The organism is Achromobacter sp. AONIH1, assembly GCF_002902905.1.
Taxonomy (GTDB): Bacteria; Pseudomonadota; Gammaproteobacteria; order Burkholderiales; family Burkholderiaceae_B; genus Achromobacter.
Map to the genome: position 1 here is coordinate 6,160,722 of NZ_CP026124.1, position 21,681 is coordinate 6,182,402.

A 21,681-nucleotide genomic window follows, 5' to 3' on the forward strand; every position below is an offset into this window, starting at 1 on the left:
GCCGCGCATGCGGCCTCAGAAGTCCATGCTGGCGCTCAGCATGAAGGTGCGCGGGCCGCCCAGCACCAGATAGCCGTTGCCGGGATAGCCGCCCACCGAGGACCAGTAGTTGCGGTTGGCGATGTTCTCGACGCGGGCGCGCAGCGTCACCACATGGCCGTCCACATCCATCATGTAGCGCAGGCCCGCGTCCAAGCGAGTCCAGCCGGGCACCTTGAGCGTGTTGGCATCGTCCGCGTAGGACGCCCCGGTGTACACCACACGGCCATCCAGCGTCAGGCCCTGCACGCCGGGGATGTCCCATTCCGCGCCCAAGTTGGCCTGAAAGCGCGGCACGCCGATGACGCGGTTGCCGTCGATGGCGGCGTTGCCGGTGGCGCGCTGCTTGGCATCCAGCCAGGTCAGGCCGCCCAGCACACGCACGCGCTTGCTCGCCTCGCCGAAGACAGTCAGTTCGACGCCCTGGTGGCGGTCCTTGCCGGACGCCGTGAAGTTGTTGTTGGCGTCATACGCGGCGCGCGGCTTGTCGGTCGAGAACAGCGCCAGGCCGGCGCCCAGGCCATCGCCGTCGTACTTGACGCCGATTTCCTTCTGCTTGGAGACATAGGGCGACAGACTGGTGCCCACGTTGGGCACCGGCTTGCCATTGGCATTGGCCGGCGCGGTGTCGCCCGCGACCAGCGCCTCGATGTAGTTGGCATACAGCGAGACGCTGGGCGCCACCTTCACCACCAGGCCAGCCGCGGGGGAATTGCGGCTGTCGTCATAGGCGCCGTTTTCCTTGCCCGTGTTGTATGCATAGCTGCGCGAGGACAGGCGCTGATGGCGCAGGCCCAGCGTCAGCATCACCTTGTCGTCCAGGAAGGACAGGGTGTCGCCGATGGCGTAGCTGCTGGTGCGCGTGCGGCCCTGCAAGGCGGGATTGTCGAGGTCGTTGCCGCGCAGCGCGCCGGCGCTGAAGGCCGGCTTGCCGTAGGAGACCGGATCGTAGAGGTTGGTCGGGAACGTGTTGGCGTAGTCCATCACGTAGGCGTTCTTTTTCTTCAGGTCGAAGAAGGACGCCGAAACGACGAATTCATGGCCGACCGGACCAGTGCGGACCTTGGCGCGCAGGCCCAGTTCGCCGGTGTTGACGCTGTCCTCGCGCGTATTGTCGAAGCGGTAGAAATTGCCGGCGCCGGTGCGCGCGTCGGTCAGCGTGACGTTGCCCAGCGAATTGGCCTCGTCGCTGCGGCGCATGCCGAAGGCGGCCCAGCCGGTCAGCTTGTCGCTGAAGTCATGCTCGGCGCGCAGCGTACCGAACACATCACGCTCGTTGGAGTACGACCAGGGCTGGGCGTAGTTGGAGCTGGCGTCGGGCGGCGCGGGCACGTGATCCTTCAGGCCCGGCGCGAAGCTGACGTTCGGGCGGGCGCGCTTGAGCTTGTTCTCCTGCCAGCCCACGTCGGCGGACAGGCGCGTGTCGGCCGAGCGCCAATCCAGGCCCAGCGACACCAGGCTGGTACGCGAGTGCTCGTCGTCGATGGCGGTGTCGCCGCTGCGCTGCGCCACGTTCAGGCGCACGCCGGAGCTGTCGCCCGGGCCGAAGCGGCGCGCGATGTCGGTGGAAATCTGATACTGGCCGCCGCTGGAGATGCCGGTGGTCAGGCGGGTCAGCGGCTCGTTGGGCGCTCGCTTGGGCACCAGGTTGATCACGCCGCCGATGCCGCCGCCATTGGGCACGGCGCCGGTCAGGAAGGTGGATGCGCCGCGCAGCACCTCCACCCGCTCGAACAGCTCGGTGGCGATGTATTGGCGCGGCAGCAGGCTGTACAGGCCGTTGTAGGCCACGTCGTCCGAGCCGAGGATGAAGCCGCGGATGAAGTACGACTCCTGGAAATTGCCGAAGCCGCGCGCCACGCGCACGCCGGCGTCATTCTGCAGCACGTCGCCGACGCTGCGGGCCTGCCTGTCCTGGATCAGTTCGTTGGTGTAACTGGTGATGCTGAACGGCGTGTCCATCAGATCGCGCGTGCCCAGCAGGCCGACGCGGCCGCCGCGCGCCACCTGCCCGCCGGCATAGGGCTCGGCCAGGCCGCTGGCCGAGGCGTCGGCGCTGGCCTCGACCTTGATGGCGTCCATGGACACCGTGGGCGCCGTGGCTTGGGCTGGCATTGCGGACGGGGTTGCTGATGGAGACAGGGACTGCGCATGGGCCAGGCACGGCAGGGCCGCGGCCATGCAGGCGAGAGTACGGATTTTCATGTCGGGATGTGGGCGGGAATGGACGTCCGCAAGGCGGAACAAGGAAACACTGAATCCCGATGGGGCCACGCGCGGTTCGGCTTATGCGACCGGTACTGCCGCAGGGTGGCTTGCGCCGGCCCTGACTAGCCCGTTTACCAAAGGGGGCTGGGAATCTTGCGGGACAAATAATAACAAATAACAATCATTATCATTACTTCCCTTGATTGAAATTACCGCCTTCGTCGCCCCGCGACAACAGCGACGCCCGGTCAAGAAGATGCGATGAAATGCCCGTGGGTTCAGCCAGACCTGAAGCCAGGCCAGGAAATGCCGCCAGCCGACCATGGCTGGCGCAGCGCCGCTCCGGACGCATGCCAGCAAGGCGGGACTGTCCGAAAACTACAGGTCGGAGGTATCGAGCGTGAAGGCGGCGGCGGCGCGGCCGATGCGGTCGTTGACCGCATGCCATGCGTCGTTGGCGGGCGGCGCCTGCACGACGATGCGGGCATAGCCCTGGGCGTCCAGCTCGCGCAGCAGCGCGTACAGCGCCTGCGCGTAGCGCGCCGGATCGGACGGCACCTGGCGCCATTGCACGCGGGCATCGGTCGAGGCCGGCGCGGGGTCGAACGACACCAGCGCCACCTGGCCCGAGGGCAGGCCGATGCCTTGCAGGACGTCGGCCACGCGCGCGTCGCCGGCCAGTTCCAGCTCGGTGCGCGGCGCGTAATGCGCCTTGAGCGTGCCCGAGGCGCGCGGCGCGGCCGCGTCGGGCGCGAACACCTGCGCGCCCAGCACCGCCTCGATCTGCGCGGCGCTGACATGGCCGGGACGCAGCAGCACGGGACCGGCGCCCTGGTCCAGCCGCGACAGGTCCAGGATGGTGGATTCGATGCCCACTTCGGACGCCCCGCCTTCCAGCACCGGCATGCCGGCCGTGACCTCGTCGGGGAATTCCGCGCGCACGTGCTCGGCCAGCGTCGGCGAGACCTGCCCGAACTTATTGGCCGACGGCGCCGCCACCCCGCCCTGCCCGTTCGGCTTGCCGGCGGCGAAAGCCGCCAGCAAGGCCTGGGCCACGGGATGCGAGGGACAGCGCAGGCCGATGCTGTCCTGCCCGCCGCTGACGGTATCCGCGATGTGCGGCGCGCGCTTGAGGATCAGCGTCAGCGGGCCCGGCCAGAACGCGTCCATCAGCAGCCGCGCCTCGGCCGGCACCTGCGCGGCCCAGTACGACACGTCCGCGCCCGGCGCGATATGGACGATCACAGGATGGTTGGACGGCCGCCCCTTGGCGGCGTAGATCTTGGCCACGGCCTGCGGGTTCTCCGCGTCCGCCCCCAGCCCGTAGACGGTTTCAGTCGGAAAGGCCGCCAGCTCGCCGGCCAACAGCAGGCCGGCGGCGCGGGCGATTTCCTCGGGCGTGGCTGAACAGGACGAAGGAATAGCCATGGACGCGCCCTACTCCGGCGCCTGCATGCCCAGCGCCGCGGCGACGCGGGCGGCATCGGCCTGCGCCTGCGCCAGCGTCAGCGCGACGATGGTGACGTGGCCCATCTTGCGGCCACGGCGCGCTTCGCGCTTGCCGTACAGGTGCAGCTTGGCGGTGGGCGTGGACAGCGCGCCGGCCCAATCGGGCTCGCGCTGCGCGTCCGTATCGGCCGACTCGTACCAGATGTCGCCCAGGATGTTCAGCATGACGGCCGGCGCCAGCAGGTCGACGCCACCCAGCGGCAGTCCGGCCATGGCGCGCGCCTGCTGCTCGAACTGGCTGGTCAGGCAGGCGTCCATGGTGTAGTGGCCGCTGTTGTGCGGACGCGGCGCGATTTCATTGACGATCAGGCTGCCGTCCTTGAGGACGAAGAATTCCACGCACAGCACGCCGTGGTAGCCCAGACCCTGCGCGATGGACTGCGCCGCCGCCGTGGCGCGGGCCTGGCGTTCTGCGTGGGCCGCGTCCTGGCCGGCGGCCGACGCGGTGGACACCGCCAGGATGCCGTCGCGGTGCACGTTGCGCGCCACCGGAAACACCACGCTGGCGCCGTCGAAGCCGCGCGCCAGCACCACGGAGATCTCGTAGTCCAGCGGCATCAGCGCTTCCAGCACGCAGGGCACGCCACCGAATTCGGCATAGGCGGCCAGCGCTTCCTCGCGCGTGGCGATGCGGGCCTGGCCCTTGCCGTCGTAACCCATGCGGGCAACCTTGAGGATGCCGGGGAACAGGTTGGCGGGCGCGGCGCGCAGGTCGGCCTCGCCTCGGATCGCGGCATGCGGCGCGACGGGAATGCCCTGCGCGGCGATGAAGGTTTTTTCGGCGATGCGATCCTGTACCACGGCCACGGCATCGGCGGCCGGGCTGACGCGGCAACGCGCGGCCAGCGCGCGCAGGCTGTCGGCGGGCACGTTCTCGAATTCGGTGGTGACGGCGCGGCATTGCTGCGCCAGGCGCGCAAGGCCGGCCTCGTCGTCATAGGCCGCGCGGATGTGCAGGTCGGCGACCATGCCGGCCGGGCACTCCTCGGCCGGATCGAGCACGGCGACCTTGTAGCCCAGGCTCTGGGCGGCGTGACAGAACATGCGGCCCAGCTGGCCGCCGCCCAGCAAGCCGAGCCAGCCGCCGGGAGCGATGGAGAAAGCAGTCGATTGAGTCATGCGGATCAAGCCTCGGGCGGAACCTTCATGTCGCGCGCGGCCTGCGTCTGGCGGGCGCGGAACGCCACCAACTTCTGATGCAGGCCGGCGTCCGTGCCCGCCAGCGTGGCGATCACGTGCAGGGCGGCGTTGGCGGCGCCGGCTTCGCCGATCGCGAAGGTGGCCACCGGCACGCCCTTGGGCATCTGCACGATGGACAGCAGCGAATCCTCGCCGCGCAGGTACTTGGACGGCACCGGCACGCCGAACACCGGCACTTCGGTCAGGGCCGCCATCATGCCCGGCAGGTGCGCGGCGCCGCCGGCGCCGGCGATGATGCCGCGCAGGCCGCGCGCGCGCGCAGCGGCGCCGTACTCGGCCATGTCCTGCGGCATGCGGTGCGCGGAGATGACCTGCGCTTCATACGGCACGCCGAAGTCTTCAAGCATGGCGACCGCGTGTTTCATGACCTCCCAATCGCTGGAAGAACCCATAATCACGCCCACCACGGGGGTGGCCTGCGCCGCTGCGGAAGTCTTGGCTGTCATGACCGATGTCGAGTGAAAAATAGTTGGGGAACCACGGCGCGCGCCGCGAAACCCAGTATTTTACCCGGCGCCGGCCGGCCGCTACCGCAGCCTCAGCGAATCCAGCCAGAGATAGCCCGTCGGATTGTCCGGGCAGGGCCCGAAACCGCATTCCAGCGTCGTGCCGCCCAGATTGACCAGCACGATGACGAAAAACAGGGCCATGACGAGCCAGCCCGCTAGCGGCACCTGCTTCTTGAGCATGCTGTCGCCCCATTTGCGGTCGGCCGACAGCATAAGCACGCAGAAGGCGATGAGCGCGACGAAGGCGATGAACGACCAGGTATAGAAATGCAGGCCCAGCAGCGTCGTGCCGTAGCCGGGATCGCCGGGCGCGATGTGCAGCAGCACCTGCCGTCCGGAGGCCAGCATGCCGCCCAGCGCGGCGGCGATGACCATCGCATAGTGCATGGGCGACGGCCCCAGCCGCAGGTTCAACAGCAAGCCCACGCCGGCCAGCATGAAGGCGACGCGCTGCAGCAGGCATAGCGGGCAAGGCGGCTCGTCGTAGGCGATCTGCCAGACGAAGGCCACGATCAGCACGGCGGTGACGCCCAGCAGGGCCAGGCCGTTCAGGAAGCGCGAGCCGCGCGCGGGGTTCGGAGAAAAGATCATCGCCCCGCCCCTACAGCGACAGCGCCAGCGGACTGGTCATGTGGTGCTGGCACCAGGCGGCGAAGATCCCCAGGGTGACGATCCAGAAGGCGACCGCGGGACGGCGCTTTCCCAGCATGCCAAACCACACCGCGACCAGTCCGGTCAGGAAAGGCAACATCATTACCATGCGCAGCTCCTTTCTTGTTTCCGGCGGGCGGCGAGGCCCTGCTGCGGCGGCTGCGGGCCGCATCCGGTTGATGGCGAAAGAACTCCCGCGCGGCCTCGGCCCGGCGTCGGGAAGGAATGCGCTGGCGAGTATAGCGTCACATTAGGAAATAATTAGACGAAAAATGCGCATTTTCCAGCTTTTATTGATCAATGAAGACGCGGTTGCGGGCAGGAGCATGCGGCGCAAGGCGTGAGGTGGCGCCGGCAATCTCGGACTTGTCCGACCTTGCGGCATCGCCTATTCCCGGTGGATTCCGGGAAAAAAAAGAACCCCTCGCAGCGCTTGCGCTGCGAGGGGTTCGGATCGTGCCAGAGCCGGCAACCGGCGATCAGGCCATCAGGCGGTCCAGCGCCTCGCGGTACTTGGCGGCGGTCTTTTCCAGCACATCCTGAGGCAGGCGCGGGGCCGGCGGCGTCTTGTCCCAGGTCTGGGTCTCGAGCCAGTCGCGCACGAACTGCTTGTCGAACGACGGCGGGCTGATGCCCACGCGGTAGCCGTCGGCCGGCCAGAAGCGCGAGGAATCGGGCGTCAGCACTTCGTCCATCAGGTAGAGCGTGCCGTCGTCGTCCAGGCCGAACTCGAACTTGGTGTCGGCGATGATGATGCCCTTGGTCGCGGCAAAGCGCGCGGCTTCGGTGTACAGCTTGAGCGTCACGTCGCGGATGCGCTCGGCCATTTCCTGACCGACTTCCTTGACCACGTGGGCGAAGTCCACGTTTTCATCGTGCATGCCGAACTCCGCCTTGGCGGCCGGCGTGAAGATCGGCTCGGGCAACTGGCTGGCCTGCTGCAGGCCGGCGGGCAGCTTGATGCCGCAGACCGAGCCGGTGGCCTGGTAGTCCTTCCAGCCCGAACCGATCAGGTAGCCGCGCGCGACGGCCTCGACCAGGATGGGCTTGAGGCGCTTGACCACCACGGCGCGGCCGCGCACCTGGTCGACCTCGTCGGCCGCCACCACGTCTTCCGGCTTCACGCCGGTGGAATGGTTGGGCAGGATGTGGGCGAGCTTCTGCAGCCAGAACTCGGTCAGTTCGGTCAGCACCTGGCCCTTGCCGGGGATGGGATCGTCGAGGATCACGTCGAAGGCGGAGATGCGGTCCGATGCGACGATCAGCAACTTGTCGTCGCCCACCGCGTACATGTCGCGCACCTTGCCGCGTCCCAGCAGCGGCAAGGACTTGATGCTGGATTGATGCAAAGCAGAAGTCACGGGAATGGCCTATGGCAAAAATGAAGATTCCCGCCTCGGGCCGAGCGCCAGGGCGGGAACAAGACGAAACCGGGAATCCGCGGGGCGAGGCGGGCGCCGGAAGCGCGGATCCTGCAAAGCGCATAGATTACTGCAAATAGGCCCGCCTTGCCGCGCGCGCGGGACCGGGTTAGCCTCTGATCCGGCCGCCGGGTCCGGTGGCCGCAGCACACATTCGCGCCGACCGCCCGGACGTTTCCTGCCCAGACCGGCACGCAGGATCAGGCCGGGGCGCAACGGCGCATATCCCTTGCCCGGAGACAGAGTCGTATGCAGGATGCTTTCCAAAAACGCACCTCGAAGACTGACGCGCAGGTGCACTTCACCGGCGGCTGCCAATGCGGCGCCATACGCTACGCGGTCACCGACGAGCCGATCACGGCCGCCACCTGTCATTGCCGCGACTGCCAGTATTCCAGCGGCGGCGCGCCGGCCCACGCGCTGCTGTTCCCGGCGGGATCGGTCACGCTGCTGCGCGGCGCGGCCAAGGAGCACCGCTACCGCGGCGGTTCGGGCCGCGCCGTCATGCGCAGCTTCTGCCCGGACTGTGGCACGCCGCTATTCGGCGGCACCGAGGGCGCCAACTACGACGTGGTCCGCGCCGGCTCGCTGGACGACCCGGAAGCCTTCCGCGCGCGGGTCAGCCTGTGGACCGGCTCGGCGCCGTCCTGGCACCACATCGATGCCGCCGCGCCCAGTTTTCCAGGCAATGCGCCACCGATAGCCTGAGGCCGACGCGCTATGCGGCGGCAAAACAGCAAAAAGGGCGAGTCCTGCAGGACTCGCCCTTTTCTTCATGCCACATCAGGACTGCCATGGAGGGCAGTCCATCTTTGCATGGCTTACTGCACCACTTGCGCCAGCTTGCCCGAGGCGTACTGGGCGGCGATCTCGGTCAGCGGCAGGGCCTTGATCTTGCTGGCGTTGCCGGCGGTACCGAACTCGGTGTAGCGGGCGACACAGATCGCCTTGGCGGCGGCGCGCGCCGGCTTCAGGTATTCGCGCGGATCGAACTTGCTGGGGTTCTCGGCGAAGAAGCGACGGACGGCGCCGGTCATGGCCAGGCGGATGTCGGTGTCGATGTTGATCTTGCGCACGCCAAACTTGATGGCTTCCTGGATTTCCTCGACGGGCACGCCGTAGGTTTCCTTCATGTCGCCGCCGAACTCGCGGATCTCGGCCAGCAGTTCCTGCGGCACGCTGGAGCTGCCGTGCATCACCAGGTGGGTGTTGGGCAGGCGGGCGTGGATTTCCTTGATGCGGGCGATCGACAGGATGTCGCCGGTGGGCTTGCGCGTGAACTTGTAGGCGCCGTGGCTGGTGCCGATGGCGATGGCCAGGGCGTCCAGCTGGGTCTTGCGCACGAAGTCGGCGGCCTGCTCGGGATCGGTCAGCAACTGGTCCATGGTCAGCTTGCCGTCGGCGCCGTGGCCGTCTTCCTTGTCGCCCTGCATGGTTTCCAGCGAACCCAGGCAGCCCAGTTCGCCTTCGACCGTCACGCCCAGCTTGTGGGCGATGTCCACGACCTTCTTGGTCACGTCGACGTTGTAGTCGTAGTCGGCGATGGTCTTGCCGTCTTCCTTCAGCGAGCCGTCCATCATCACGCTGGAGAAGCCCAGGTTGATGGCGCCCTGGCAGATGGCCGGCGACTGGCCGTGATCCTGGTGCATGACCACGGGAATGTGGGGGTAGGACTCCACGGCGGCCTGGATCAGGTACTTCAGGAAACCTTCGCCCGCGTATTTGCGCGCGCCGGCCGAGGCCTGCATGATCACCGGGCTGTCGGTCTCCGCCGCGGCTTCCATGATGGCCTGGACCTGTTCCAGGTTGTTGACGTTGAAAGCCGGGATGCCATAGCCATGCTCGGCGGCATGGTCGAGCAACTGGCGCATGGAGACTAGGGCCATGAGTGGTCCTCCTAAGGGTGCAGTTTATTGAGAGATGATTGAAACCTGCTGATAAGGAGGGATTTTACGGGGGATTCGCGGAAAGGTCTTGCAACCCTATGTCCACATGCTTCCGGACGAGGGCGGCGGCGCCGGGAGAAGCCCTCGGGGAACGCCTGACGGCGGCCGGCGCGGGTCGAGGCGGGCTCCCCCGCCCCCGACGTTCGGGGCAGGCCCGCATGTTCAGGGCAGACCCGCATGCGGCACGTCGACCCGGGCGACCAGGATGCGGCCTTCTGGCTTGGCGCGGCGATTGGCCTCGATGAAATCCGGCGCGGCCGCCATGAACAACGTGCGGCCATCGGGCCCGCCCAGCGCCGCCGCGAAGATTCCCAGTTCGCCGGTGTCGATCTGCTCCAGGATGCGGCCGCCGCGCGCCACGCGCACGATGCGCTTGCCGATGGCGTCGGCCACCCACAGCGCGCCCTCGGCGTCCAGCGCGCCACCGTCCGGACCGATGGCCGAGGCGGCGATCAGCGTGTGCAGGTCATCCGAGGCCGGCAGCGCGCCGAAGTCGGCCCAGTCGCGACGCGGGCCGAGGCCGCCGTCGGCCAGGATGTCGAATTCCGAGATGCGATTGCCGAAGGTCTCGTTGACGATCAGGGTCTTGCCGTCGGGCGTGATGAAGGAGCCGTTGGGAAAGCACAGCCCGTCGGCCACGGCGCGGGCCGAGCCGTCCGGATCGACCCGGACGACGGTGGTGGTGGCGACGGGCTCGCCCGCCATCAGATCGAAGCCGAAATTGCCCACGTAGGCCCGCCCCTGGCCGTCGACCACCATGTCGTTGATCGGGCCGCCAGTCAGGGCGCTCAGGTCGGCGTGCACGACCAGCGTCCCGTCCGCCTCCCGGCGCAGCACCTTGCGGTCCTTCATGGAGGACACCAGCATGCGGCCGTCGGGCAGCCAGCCCAGGCCGGATGGCTGCTGCGGCACCCTGCAGATCTGCTCGATGCGCCCTTCGAGATCGACGGCGATCACCTGCTCGGTGTAGAAGTCCGACGCCCACAGGCGCCCGTCGCGCCAGCGCAGGCCCTCGAGATAGGTATAACCGGAGGCCAGCACGGACAATTCGCGTTTCGGCATTGCTCTGTCTCCATTATTTTTGCGTGACTGCCGCCGGCGCGCCGGCGGACCGGGCCCTCTCCCGCTCCTTCCGGGGCGGTACGGGGACAAATGATTTTGTCATGACTCAACCGTCCCCAACCTTACAACTAACTGTCAGCTACTCGGGGTTAACATCGCGCCCCGAGGGTTAACCCGCGCAGCCGCAGCACGCCGCGCACGGCCGTTTCCGCCTGCGGAACCGGCCTGGCTTGCCCTGGCATTCCATCATCAGACCGCTAGTCCCGCCCCGTGCCGGCGGCAGGCTTCACGCCAGGCGACCCGGTCCTCCGTTTTGCGTTTTACCGATATGAATACGAAAAAACTGACGCGCTACATCGGCCTGGCCATGGTGCTCGGCGTCTTGGTGGGATACCTCTGCAACAAGTACGCGCAGAACGCGCAGGAGGCCAAGCAGATCGCCTCGTACTTCAGCCTGATCACCGACATCTTCCTGCGCATGATCAAGATGATCATCGCGCCCCTGGTGTTCGCCACCCTGGTCTCGGGCCTGGCCAGCATGAGCGACGCCAGCGCCGTCGGCCGCATCGGCCTGCGCGCCATGTTCTGGTTCATCACCGCCTCGGCCATCTCGCTGCTGCTGGGCCTGATGCTGGTGAACGTGTTCCAGCCCGGCGCCCACCTGAACCTGGCGCTGCCGGACACGAGCCTCACCTCCGGCCTGAAGACCGGCGACTTCACGCTCAAGACCTTCATCACCCACGTCTTCCCCAAGAGCATCGCCGAGGCGATGGCCAATAACGAGATCCTGCAGATCCTGGTGTTCTCGCTGTTCTTCGGCGCGGCGCTGTCGTTCATCCGCGGCAAGGGCCACAACACCATCTTCAACATGATCGACGAACTGGCCAAGATCATGTTCCGCGTCACCGACTATGTGATGCGCTTCGCGCCGCTGGGCGTGTTCGCCGCCATGGCCGCCGCCATTACGACCGAGGGCCTGGGCGTGCTGGTCAGCTACGGCAAGCTGATCGGCGAGTTCTACCTGGGCCTGGCGCTGCTGTGGGCCATCCTGTTCGCGGTCGGCTACCTGTTCCTGGGCAAGTCCACGTTCCGTCTGGGCGGCCTGATCAAGGAGCCCACCCTGCTGGCCTTCTCGACCGCCAGCAGCGAATCGGCCTATCCCAAGACCATCGAGGCGCTCTCGCGTTTCGGCGTGTCCAAGCGCATCTCGGGCTTCGTGCTGCCGCTGGGCTATTCGTTCAACCTGGACGGCTCGATGATGTACCAGTCCTTCGCGGTGCTGTTCATCGCGCAGGCCTACAACATCGAAATGAGCTTCTCGCAACAGCTGACGCTGCTGCTGGTGCTGATGGTGACCAGCAAGGGCATGGCCGGCGTGGCGCGCGCCTCGCTGGTGGTGGTGGCCGCCACGCTGCCGATGTTCCACCTGCCGGAAGCCGGCCTGCTGCTCATTATGGGCATCGACCAGTTCTTCGACATGGGCCGCACCGCCACCAACGTGGTGGGCAACAGCCTGGCCACCGCGGTGATCGCCAAGATGGAAGGCGGCGAGGATGATCCGACCACGGCCGCGGCCGGCGAAGCCGCCGCGCCGCAGGCGCAGGAAGCGCCGGCGAAACCGGCCTCTCAGAGCGTGTAAGACAAAAACGGGCCGAATGGCCCGTTTTTTTTGTACCGCCGTTCCGTCGCGCGGTTCAGTCGCGCCGTTCAGTCATTGACCGAACAGGCCACCGGCTCGCCGTCCTCGAACTCCACGTCGTAGGTATGGACCGGGTCCCAGGGCAGCGTGAACCATAGCTCGTAGCCTTCACCGTCCTCGTCGAACAGCCACAGCGCGCGCAGCACCGCCTTGCCGGCCATGGCCTCGGCGGTTTCCTCGGCCAGCAGCTGGTCGTCCTCGTAGCCGTGCTTCTTGCACTGTTCGTAGGAATAATGATCGAGCAGGAATTCGGACGCGGCCAGGACGTGGTCGTCCAGCTTGTCGATGATGCTCTTGACCGCCTTGGACGCGCCGCTGCCGGGTTCTTCGCCATCGGTCTGGATCATGACGTGGATGGGCGGACGTCCGGCGCCGGCCGGCACCAGCTCGGCCGCCCACAAATCGGGCTCTTCGGGATCCTGGGTGAAATTGAATCGCGCCATCGCGGGCTCCGTGTAAGGCTGGGGCATGCCAACATGCCATGCCCGCCATTTAAGCAGAACCGCGCCGCCGCGTCTGTGACCGAGGGCGACGTTTTTGCCTCGCGGCATCTTCGCCCCAGCGGCAGGGCCGGATGGCGCTGGCGCCGCTACACCCGTTCCAGCGCCCGGTACGGCGGCGCGGGCAGCTCGACCAGGATGCGGTCGCCCCCGGCCACCCTGCCGCCCGCCAGCACCACGCCCATGACGCCAGCCTTGCGGATCAGGCTGCCATCGGGGTTGCGCCCCAGCACGGCAGCGGTCAGGCCCCGTTGATAGTCGTCCAGCTGCGAGCAGGGATTGCGCAGGCCCGTGATCTCGACGATCGCCTCGGGCCCGATGCGCAGCCGCGCGCCGCGCGGCAGGCCCAGCAGGTCGATGCCGCGCGTGGTGACGTTCTCGCCCATGACGCCCGGCCCGACCCGGAAACCGGCCCCGGTCAACTCGTCCAGCAGCTCGCCGTGGATCAGATGCACCTGCCGCAGATTGGGCTGGGTGGGATCGGCTCGGACCCGGGAACGGTGCTTGACCGTGACGCCCATGTGCGCGTCGCCCTCCACGCCCAGCCCGGCCAGCAGCGTGATGGCCGGCTGCAACGGCTTGCTGAAGCCATGCCCGGGGCTGGCGGCCACGGCTTGCACAACGGCGTGTGTTGACATCGACGACTCCTGCGGGATCAGGCGGCCACGGCCACGGCCGGCGCGTGCGCGCTGTCCGGATGATAGTGGGTCGAGAACACCAGCCGCCCAGCCGACCAGGTATGGCTGACCAGCGGCTGCCCGCCAACCCGCGCCACCGCGATCAGATCGGCGCGCAAGCCCGGCGCGATGCGGCCGCGATCATCCAGGCCGCAGGCGCGGGCCGGATTGGCCGTCACCAGCGCGACGGCCTGCGGCAGGCTCAGATCGGTCTGCGACGCGACGGCGTGGGCGGCGGCGATCATCGTGGACGGCTGATAGTCCGAACACAGGCAGCTGGCCACGCCGGCGCGGATCGCGTCGATGGCCCGCATCGAGCCGCTCTGGCTCTGGCCGCGCAGCACATTGGGCGCGCCCAGGATGGTGGGCAGCCCGCAAGACACTGCGGCGCGCGCCGTGTCCAGCGTGATGGGGAACTCGCTCATGGCCACGCCCAGGTTGCGCATGGTGGCGATGCGCTGGATGGAATCGTCGTCGTGGCTGGCGGTGGGAATGCCCAGGGCGTGCGCGTGCGCCAGCAGCGCCTCGACCCGCGCCACCGAACCGTCCAGCGCGCGCGTCTTGGCCCGCGCCGCCTCTTCGGCCTGCTCGCGGCTCATCGCGTGGTTGCCCATCATGTATTGCAGATAGGACTCCAGCGTCTTGAACTGGCCCTGCCCCGGCGAATGATCCATCACCGACAGCAGGTCCACCGCGCCCTCGTCCATCAACGCCCGCAACACGACCACCGCCGTGGGGTCGGTGACTTCGTAGCGGCAATGGACGCGGTTGTCCACCAGGCTGTGGCGACGGTGGGCTCGCAGCGCGCGCACCACCTCGGCGGCGGTCTGGTTATTGCGCACGCCCCATTCGCTATTGGCGAAGGACAGCGCGTGATACGGCGTGGTGATGCCGGCGGCCGCGTTGCGACGGTCGACCTGGGCCACGGCGAAATCCAGCGGGAACAGCACGCGCGAACGAGGCTCGGCCTCTTTTTCGATGGCGTCGCTGTGCAGGTCGATCAGGCCCGGCATCAGCGTCTGGCCGCGCAGCGCGATCTCGCGGGCGGGCCGCGCGCCGGCCGGTTCGATGGCGGCGATGCGGCCGTCCTCGATCAGCACGGCGCTGTCTTCCAGCACACGGTCTTCCAGCACCACGCGGGCATGGGTGAGATAGGTGCCTTGCATCATTGCTCCAGTTCCTCCAGCGCGGCCGGGCTGGCCGCGGACGCCGGCTTCAGGGCCAGCGTGCGGGTGGCGACGGCGTCGCGCACCTCGGCATCGTGAAAGATCCCCAGCAGGCAGCGGCCCTCGGCCAGCGCCTCGCGGATCAGCGCGATCACCACCTTGCGATTATCCGCGTCCAGCGACGCGGTGGGTTCGTCCAGCAGCAGGATGGGATGGCGGGCGATGAAGCCACGCGCGATGTTCACGCGCTGCTGTTCCCCGCCCGAGAACGTGGCCGGGGCCAGCCCCCACAAGCGCTGCGGCACGTTCAGCCGCGCCAGCATGGCGCCGGCGCGCTGGCGCGCTTCGTCCGCGTCCACGCCGGCCTGCCGCAGCGGCTCGGCCACCACGTCCAGCGCCGAGACGCGCGGGATCACGCGCAGGAACTGGCTGACGTAGCCAATGACCTCGCGGCGCAGGGCCAGGATGCGCGGTTCGGGCGCGCCGACCAGCTCCACCCATTCTTCGCCATTACGCACGCGGATGCTGCCCTCGGTGGCCAGGTAGTTGCCATACAGACAGCGCAGCAGCGTGCTCTTGCCCGCGCCGGACGGACCGGCCAGCACCAGGCATTCGCCGGCGGACGCGGTGAAATCGACGGCGTCCAGCACCGGCAGCCGGATGCCGCCCTGGTTGTGCAGGGTGAACATTTTTCCGAGGCCCCGCGCCTCGATCATGGATATGGCGTTGGACATGAATCAGCTCTGCAGGATGGAAGACACCAGCAACTGGGTGTAGGGATGCTGCGGATCGTCGAGAATCTGGTCGGTCAGGCCGCTTTCGACCACCGCGCCGCCGCGCATCACCAGCGTGCGATGCGCCAGCAGGCGGGCCACCGCCAGGTCGTGCGTGACCACGATGGCGGCCAGGCCCAGGTCGTTGACCAACTGGCGCAGCAGATCCAGCAGGCGCGCCTGCACCGACACGTCCAGCGAGGCGGTGGGCTCGTCCATGAACACCAGGCGCGGATGCGTGACCAGGTTGCGCGCGATCTGCAGGCGCTGCTGCATCCCGCCCGAGAAAGAGGCCGGCGCGTCGTCCAGCCGGCCGACGTCGATCTCCATCTTGGCGAGCCAGTTGCCGGCCACGCGGCGCAGGTCGCCGTAATGCCGGTCGCCCACGGCCATCAGGCGCTCGGCGATGTTGGCGCCGGCGCTGACCTGCATACGCAGGCCGTCGCGGGCATGCTGGCGCACGAAGCCCCAGTCGGTGCGCGACAGCAGCCGCAGGCGGGCCTGCGACAGCGAGGACAGGTCGATCAGGCCCTGGTCGCGCGTGTCGTACCAGACGCTGCCCGAATCCAGCGGCGCCTGGCACGACACCGCCGACAGCAGCGTGCTCTTGCCCGAGCCGGACTCGCCCACCACGCACAGGACTTCGCCGGCGTGCAGGTCGAAGCTCACGTCGCGGCAGCCATGCACCCCGTCCCAGGTGCGCGTCATGTCGCGCACGGACAGCAGCGGCCGGGGGTTCTTCTCCGGTTGTCCGTGGACGCCGCGCGGACGGACGTCCGCGCCGATATCGGCCTGAAGGTTCATGCCGCTTCCTCCTGCTGGCGCTGGCGCGCCTGCCTGTCGTTGCAATATTCGGTGTCCGAGCAGACGTAGCGGCGCGTGCCGGCGTCGTCCAGGATGATCTCGTCCAGGAAGCTCTGGTGCGAGCCGCAAAGCTCGCAATGCTGGTCCCACTGCTGCACGGCGAAGGGATGGTCCTCGAAGTCCAGGCTCTTGACCGATGTATAGGGCGGCACCGCGTAGACGCGCTTTTCGCGGCCGGCGCCGAACAGCATCAGCGCCGGGCTCTGGTCCAGCTTGGGATTGTCGAACTTCGGAATGGGCGACGGCCGCATCATGTAGCGCCCGTTCACCATGACCGGATAGTCATAGGTGGCGGCGATATGGCCATGCTGCGCGATGTCCTCGTACAGCTTGACGTGCATGCCGCCATATTCGGCCAGCGCGTGCATGGTGCGGGTCTCGGTCTCGCTGGGCTCCAGCCAGCGCAGCGGCTCGGGAATCGGCACCTGGAACACCATGATCTGGCCGGCGCGCAGCGGCGTCTCCGGGATCCGGTGGCGGGTCTGCACGATGGTGGCTGCCGGCGTCGCTTCGGTGGTCGCCACGCCCGTCACCCGACCGAAGAAGCGGCGGATGTTGATGGCGTTGGTGGTGTCGTCCGAGCCCTGGTCGATGACCTTGAGCACATCGTCCGGGCCGATGATGGCGGCGGTGACCTGGATGCCTCCGGTGCCCCAGCCGTAGGGCAGCGGCATCTCGCGGCTACCGAACGGCACCTGGTAGCCCGGCACCGCCACCGCCTTGAGCAAGGCGCGGCGCAGCATGCGCTTGGTGGATTCGTCCAGGTAGGCGAAGTTGTAGTGCGGGTCGCGTTCGACCGTCGCGGTGTGTTGCGTGGCTTGCGGGTTCATGGCGTGACGGCCTCGTCCATCATGTCGTTCGGCGCGGCGGCGGCCGCAAGGCGTTCGCCGCGCATGCGGCGCAGCAGTTCCAGGTTGGCCTGGAAGTCCACGTAGTGCGGCAGCTTCAGGTGCTGCACGAAACCCGAAGCCTCGACGTTGTCGCTGTGATAGAGCACGAACTCGTGGTCATTGGCGGGCGAATCACCGGCTTCCCCCAGGTCGCGGGCCTTCAGCGCCCGGTCCACCAGCGCCATCGACATGGCCTTGCGCTCGCCATAGCCGAACGTCAGGCCGTAGCCGCGCGTGAACTTCGGCCCTTCCTGCGCATTGCCCGAGAACTGGCTCACCATCTGGCATTCGGTGACCTCGATCTCGCCCACGGTCACGGCGAAGCCCAGTTCCTCGATGTGCATTTCCACTTCCAGCGCGCCGTAGCGGATCTCGGCGGCGAAGGGATGAGTATTGCCATAGCCCCGCTGCGTGGAATAGCCCATCGACAGCAGGAAACCTTCATCGGCGCGCGCCAGGTTCTGCAGACGGGCGGCGCGGTCGGCGGGAAAATCCAGCGGCTGGCGCGTCAGGTCGAAGGGCTCGGGATCGCCTTCCGGCGGCAGCTCGGGATCGATCAGGTCTTCGTGCGCCAGCAGGTCGGTGACGCGCGGCATGGACGAGTCCAGCGTTTCCTCGCCCGGCGGCAGGGCATCGGCCTCGCGCCCGGCTTCCAGCGAAAAATCCAGCAGGCGCTGGGTGTAATCGTAGGTCGGCCCCAGGATCTGGCCGCCCGGCACGTCCTTGAACGTGGAAGAAATGCGGCGCTGCAGGCGCATGCGGCCCGTGTCCAAAGGCTGCGTGTAGCCAAAGCGCGACAACGTAGTGCGATAGGCGCGCAGCAGGAACACCGCCTCGATCGCGTCGCCAGCGGCCTGTTTGAGCGCCAGCGCGGCCAGCTGCGGATCGTAGAGCGAGCCCTCGGACATCACCCGCGACACCGCCAGCGGCATCTGCTCGCGGATCTGCGCCAGGCTCAACTCCGGCACCTCGCGATCGCCGCGCCGGTAGTCGTCCAACATGCGGTAGGAATTCAGGATGGCGCGTTCGCCACCTTTGACGGCAACGTACATTTCAGTTCTCCACTCGAGTGCTTCTGGGCAGGCCGCAAATGCGCCGGCCCTGCGTCAGGAAGAGATCCACGCCCAACGGGAAGCGCTGATGATTCAGACGCCATTCACGCCAAAATCCTTCCTCCAGTCCGTCGACATGCAAGGCGGCGCGGTCCTGGATGCCGGGACCGGACAGCGTCAGCGCACGGCCTCGCTCCAGGTCCGTCGCCTCGATCAGCAGCGTGGCCGACTGGTCCGGATACGCAGGATCCCCCGGATTGAACAAGGACAGGGCAGGCGCCCGATGCCCGCGCGGCAAGGCCGCGAACCGCGCCTCGCCAGGCTGATCAACCATCGAACAACCACAATGGAAACGCAAGAACGCGCGCACCTCGTCATCGACGCCGGCGGGCAGCCACAGCGGCGTATCCACATCCACCAGCGTCAGCAACAGCGCGACCATCGCCGGCGACATCCCCGCCGGCACCCCGCAATCCGCCTCGATCTCCAGCATCCGTCCCGGATGCGCCAGCGCCTCCAGCGCCACCCGGAACGCCGCCTGCGCCCCGACCGCCGGATCCGCAAACCCCGCCTGCGGCGCCCGCCCGGCCAACGCCGGACTCAATGTGTGTGCATGCATGTCCATTTCCATTCCAGATTCCGATCCAACCACCCGCCCTGCGATCCAAACCCGCAAATCCGCAAAGCCGCATCCATCCCTGCCCCACCACACAAGCGCCGCAAGCCCGCGACGGCCGTCCCAAGCGGGGCCGCGCGGATCCGGCTCCGCCGGTCCGCAGCCGGCGCCCCCCTGGGGGGGAAGCGCCGCAGGCGCTTCGGGGGGGATCTACTCCCCCCGCACCATGGTGAAGAACTCCACCCGCGTGCGCGCCGCCACCTGCGCCTGCCGCGCCACGCGTTCCTCGCGGCTGCGCGCCAGCGGTGCGATCAGCTGCCGTTGCACGGCCTCATGCCATTCAGACAACTGCAGCAGCGCGTCGGCCACGGCGGCCTGCTCGGCGTGACGCAGCGAGCGGCCTTGCACATAGGCGATGCCGACCACGCCGTTCTCCAGGCTGACCGCGCAGCGCGTCAGCGTCATCTCGCCCAGGTTGAAACGCGTGCCGGTGCCGCCGCTGCGCGCGCGCACCATGGCCATGCCGGATTGCGCGGGCCGCAGCATGCGGTGCGCGGGCAGGCTGCCCAGGGCGCCAAAGGCGCCATCCAGCTCGGACGATTCGGCCAGCGCCAGCACGCGCATCCAGGCCGCGCGTTGCGCGTTGGCCTCGGCCTGATCGGATTGTGGATGATTCATTTTTTCCTCTACACGTCTAGACGACTGGACGGAGTATGATCCGTGCTGAAGAGAAGTTCAACAGCCGGGCGTGAATTTTTGATGACAATCGCGGCCTACACGGGCGCGCCGGCTTGGTGCACAATCACTGCCATTCTTGATGACGACGCGACAATACGAGCGCCCATATGGTTGAAAGAGGTTCCGGCATCGCCGTCTGGCGGCAAATCGGCGAATCGCTGGCGGACGACATCCGCAACAAGCTCTATCTCGCGGGCGAACAGCTGCCCTCGGAGCCCGAGCTCGCCGCCAAGTTCGCCGTCAACCGGCACACCATTCGCCGCGCGATGGGTGAACTGGAACAGAGCGGGCTGGTCCGCATCGAGCAGGGCCGCGGCACCTTCGTGCAGGAACATGCCATCGACTACGCCATCGGCAAGCGCACGCGCTTTTCCGAGAACCTGCGCAGCCAGGGCGTGCTGGGGCACCTGGAAACGCTGGGCAGCCAGACGCTGCGCGCCGCCGACATCGCCAAGCACCTGGGCCTGCCGCGCAACGCGCCGCTGCTGCGCGTGCATCTGGCGGGCAAGGCCGAAAACCGGCCCATCAGCGCGTCCGAACACTACTTCGACGAAAAGCGCTTTCCCGATTTCGCCGAACGCCTGACCGCGCTGAAATCGGTGTCCAAGGTCTATGCGCACTACGGCATCGACGACTACACGCGCAAATGGTCGCGCATCACGGCGGCGCTGCCCTCGCCCGAAGTGGCGCGGCTGCTGGGCCAGCCGAAGACGCGCCCTATCCTGCAGGTCGAGGCGCTGAACGTGGACCAGCAAGGCGCGCCCCTGCAGTACAGCATCACCCGGTTCGTGGGGGACCTGGTGCAGCTGATGGTCAGCGACGACAACTGAGTACGGCGTGGCGGTGGGCCGGCCCCGGAAGCCGGCCGCCGCGGCGGGGATCGAACGAACCGGGCAGGCCCTTTAATTCATCTAGACATCTGGTTGTAACGCACAGCCGCTAACTTGCTTCCATGAACCCGCACGCACACGCCCCCTCGCCCCTGGCCGGCATCGCAGGCCAACGCATCCTGACCCCCGGCGGCATCGCGCCCGCCAGCCTGCGCTTTCGCGCGGGACGGATCGACGACAGTCCGCAAGCCGCCTCCGACGCGCCGTGGTTCGACGCCGGCGGGCTGCTGGTGCTGCCCGGCATCGTGGATCTGCATGGCGACGCCTTCGAACGCGCCGTCATGCCGCGTCCCGGCGTGACCTTTCCCTACGACAGCGCCCTGTTCGACGTCGACCGACAGTTGCTGGCCAATGGCATCACCACCGAATTCCACGGCCTCACCCTGTCCTGGGAAGGCGGCCTGCGCGGCGAAGCCTATGCCGAGCGCATGTTCGATTCGCTGGAACGCATGCGCGAGGCGCTGGGCGCGCGGCACTGCGTGCATCTGCGCTTCGAGACCCACCACGTCGGCGGCGTCGAGACCGCCCAGGAATGGATCCGCCAGGGCCGCGTGCGCTTCCTGGCCTTGAACGACCACCTGCCCGGCATGGCGCGCCGCCTGGGCGACGACCGCAAGCTGCTGCAATACGCCAACCGCGCCGAATGCGACCTGGACACCTTCCAGGCGCGCATCCGCCAGGCCATGGCGGCGGCCGACGCCGTGGCCGACGCCATGCGCGAACTCACCGCCTGCGCGCAGGCCGCCGGCCTGAAAGTGGCCTCGCATGACGATCCGGACGCCGCCACCCGCCGCTACTACCACCAGCTGGGCTGCGGCGTCGCGGAGTTCCCGCTGACCCGTGAAGCGGCTGGCGTGGCCCGCGACCTGGGCGACGCCATCGTCTTCGGCGGCCCCAACGTCGTGCGCGGCGGCAGCCACACCAACGCGCCCAACGCCACCGACATGATCCGCGCCGGACTGTGCGACATCCTGACGTCCGACTACTACTATCCCGCGCCGCTGGCCGCCGCGATGCGCCTGGCCCACGACGGCGTGCTGCCCTTGCCGCAGGCCTGGGACCTGATCTCGCGCAATCCCGCCCGCGCGGCGGGACTGGACGATCGCGGCGCGCTCGCGCCGGGCCTGCTGGCCGACGCCATCGTGGTGGATGATCGCGTGCCCGGCCTGCCGCGCGTGTGCGCAACCATCGTGGGCGGCGAATTGCGTTACGCCACCGGCGCCTTCCTGGGCCAGGACGACGCGTCCGCCGCGCGCCAGGCGGCCTGACGG

The 21,681-nt window shown here is 68.0% G+C and carries 22 protein-coding genes; 4 read left to right on the forward strand and 18 right to left on the reverse strand.

Annotated features, from left to right (window positions below):
• Positions 1–15 precede the first annotated feature (15 nt).
• The 7 genes from C2U31_RS28090 to C2U31_RS28115 all read right to left on the reverse strand — a co-directional run bounded on the left by C2U31_RS28090 (position 16) and on the right by C2U31_RS28115 (position 7,477).
• Positions 16–2,244: a TonB-dependent siderophore receptor gene (locus tag C2U31_RS28090; RefSeq protein ID WP_103275799.1), complete on the reverse strand. Its 2,229-nt coding sequence runs from the start codon at positions 2,242–2,244 to the stop codon at positions 16–18.
• 381 nt (positions 2,245–2,625) lie between these two features.
• Positions 2,626–3,675 carry an L-threonylcarbamoyladenylate synthase gene (locus C2U31_RS28095; protein ID WP_103275800.1) on the reverse strand — a complete coding sequence of 350 codons (1,050 nt, stop codon included), beginning with the start codon at positions 3,673–3,675 and terminating at the stop codon, positions 2,626–2,628.
• 9 nt (positions 3,676–3,684) lie between these two features.
• The gene (locus tag C2U31_RS28100; RefSeq protein ID WP_103276618.1) at positions 3,685–4,875 is read right to left on the reverse strand and encodes a 5-(carboxyamino)imidazole ribonucleotide synthase; all 1,191 of its coding nucleotides are present in this window, start codon (positions 4,873–4,875) and stop codon (positions 3,685–3,687) included.
• A 5-nt stretch (positions 4,876–4,880) separates the two neighbouring features.
• Complete coding sequence (purE, locus tag C2U31_RS28105; protein ID WP_199770911.1) at positions 4,881–5,402, reverse strand: 5-(carboxyamino)imidazole ribonucleotide mutase; 522 nt, start codon at positions 5,400–5,402, stop codon at positions 4,881–4,883.
• A gap of 81 nt (positions 5,403–5,483) precedes the next feature.
• Entirely contained in the window at positions 5,484–6,056 is a 573-nt protein-coding gene (locus C2U31_RS28110; RefSeq protein WP_103275801.1) for a disulfide bond formation protein B, read from the reverse strand.
• A gap of 10 nt (positions 6,057–6,066) precedes the next feature.
• Entirely contained in the window at positions 6,067–6,225 is a 159-nt protein-coding gene (locus tag C2U31_RS30880; RefSeq protein WP_369869712.1) for a DUF5993 family protein, read from the reverse strand.
• A 370-nt stretch (positions 6,226–6,595) separates the two neighbouring features.
• Positions 6,596–7,477, reverse strand: coding sequence for a phosphoribosylaminoimidazolesuccinocarboxamide synthase (locus C2U31_RS28115; RefSeq protein ID WP_103275802.1), 882 nt, complete (start codon positions 7,475–7,477; stop codon positions 6,596–6,598).
• Between the two features lie 309 nt (positions 7,478–7,786).
• On the opposite strand from C2U31_RS28115, the gene C2U31_RS28120 reads away from it, so the two are divergent.
• Positions 7,787–8,245, forward strand: coding sequence for a GFA family protein (locus tag C2U31_RS28120; RefSeq protein WP_103275803.1), 459 nt, complete (start codon positions 7,787–7,789; stop codon positions 8,243–8,245).
• 113 nt (positions 8,246–8,358) lie between these two features.
• Here C2U31_RS28120 and fba read toward each other — a convergent pair whose 3' ends face one another.
• Both fba and C2U31_RS28130 read right to left on the reverse strand, forming a co-directional pair.
• Entirely contained in the window at positions 8,359–9,423 is a 1,065-nt protein-coding gene (gene fba, locus C2U31_RS28125; RefSeq protein WP_103275804.1) for a class II fructose-bisphosphate aldolase, read from the reverse strand.
• 222 nt (positions 9,424–9,645) lie between these two features.
• Positions 9,646–10,545, reverse strand: a complete 900-nt coding sequence (locus tag C2U31_RS28130) for an SMP-30/gluconolactonase/LRE family protein (RefSeq protein WP_103275805.1) — start codon at positions 10,543–10,545, stop codon at positions 9,646–9,648.
• Positions 10,546–10,873: 328 nt separating this feature from the next.
• Between C2U31_RS28130 and C2U31_RS28135 the strand changes: the two genes are divergently transcribed.
• A complete protein-coding gene (locus C2U31_RS28135; protein ID WP_103275806.1) occupies positions 10,874–12,184 on the forward strand; it encodes a dicarboxylate/amino acid:cation symporter in 1,311 nt (436 codons plus the stop codon).
• A 68-nt stretch (positions 12,185–12,252) separates the two neighbouring features.
• Here the strand turns inward: C2U31_RS28135 and C2U31_RS28140 are convergent, their stop codons facing one another.
• The 9 genes from C2U31_RS28140 to phnG form a co-directional block, all read right to left on the reverse strand.
• Positions 12,253–12,687, reverse strand: coding sequence for a hypothetical protein (locus C2U31_RS28140; protein ID WP_103275807.1), 435 nt, complete (start codon positions 12,685–12,687; stop codon positions 12,253–12,255).
• Between the two features lie 146 nt (positions 12,688–12,833).
• Entirely contained in the window at positions 12,834–13,382 is a 549-nt protein-coding gene (locus C2U31_RS28145; RefSeq protein ID WP_103275808.1) for an MOSC domain-containing protein, read from the reverse strand.
• 17 nt (positions 13,383–13,399) lie between these two features.
• Complete coding sequence (locus tag C2U31_RS28150) at positions 13,400–14,587, reverse strand: alpha-D-ribose 1-methylphosphonate 5-triphosphate diphosphatase (protein ID WP_103276620.1); 1,188 nt, start codon at positions 14,585–14,587, stop codon at positions 13,400–13,402.
• On the reverse strand, positions 14,587–15,321 hold the full coding sequence (gene phnL / locus C2U31_RS28155; RefSeq protein WP_103275809.1) for a phosphonate C-P lyase system protein PhnL: 735 nt from the start codon (positions 15,319–15,321) through the stop codon (positions 14,587–14,589). Before phnL ends, C2U31_RS28150 begins: the two co-directional genes overlap by 1 nt.
• Before the next feature lie 3 nt (positions 15,322–15,324).
• Entirely contained in the window at positions 15,325–16,068 is a 744-nt protein-coding gene (gene phnK, locus C2U31_RS28160; protein WP_103276621.1) for a phosphonate C-P lyase system protein PhnK, read from the reverse strand.
• Positions 16,069–16,160: 92 nt separating this feature from the next.
• Positions 16,161–17,054, reverse strand: coding sequence for an alpha-D-ribose 1-methylphosphonate 5-phosphate C-P-lyase PhnJ (locus C2U31_RS28165; RefSeq protein WP_103275810.1), 894 nt, complete (start codon positions 17,052–17,054; stop codon positions 16,161–16,163).
• Positions 17,051–18,166, reverse strand: a complete 1,116-nt coding sequence (locus C2U31_RS28170) for a carbon-phosphorus lyase complex subunit PhnI (RefSeq protein WP_103275811.1) — start codon at positions 18,164–18,166, stop codon at positions 17,051–17,053. The genes C2U31_RS28165 and C2U31_RS28170 overlap by 4 nt, the downstream gene beginning before the upstream one ends.
• Position 18,167: 1 nt before the next feature.
• Positions 18,168–18,791, reverse strand: a complete 624-nt coding sequence (gene phnH / locus C2U31_RS28175) for a phosphonate C-P lyase system protein PhnH (protein ID WP_233772944.1) — start codon at positions 18,789–18,791, stop codon at positions 18,168–18,170.
• Positions 18,792–18,992: 201 nt separating this feature from the next.
• A complete protein-coding gene (phnG, locus tag C2U31_RS28180; protein WP_103275812.1) occupies positions 18,993–19,460 on the reverse strand; it encodes a phosphonate C-P lyase system protein PhnG in 468 nt (155 codons plus the stop codon).
• 167 nt (positions 19,461–19,627) lie between these two features.
• Here phnG and phnF point away from each other — a divergent pair, with 167 nt between their 5' ends.
• Together phnF and C2U31_RS28190 are read left to right on the forward strand one after the other, a co-directional pair.
• Positions 19,628–20,350: a phosphonate metabolism transcriptional regulator PhnF gene (gene phnF, locus C2U31_RS28185; RefSeq protein WP_103275813.1), complete on the forward strand. Its 723-nt coding sequence runs from the start codon at positions 19,628–19,630 to the stop codon at positions 20,348–20,350.
• A gap of 122 nt (positions 20,351–20,472) precedes the next feature.
• Entirely contained in the window at positions 20,473–21,678 is a 1,206-nt protein-coding gene (locus C2U31_RS28190) for an alpha-D-ribose 1-methylphosphonate 5-triphosphate diphosphatase (protein ID WP_103275814.1), read from the forward strand.
• Positions 21,679–21,681 lie beyond the last annotated feature (3 nt).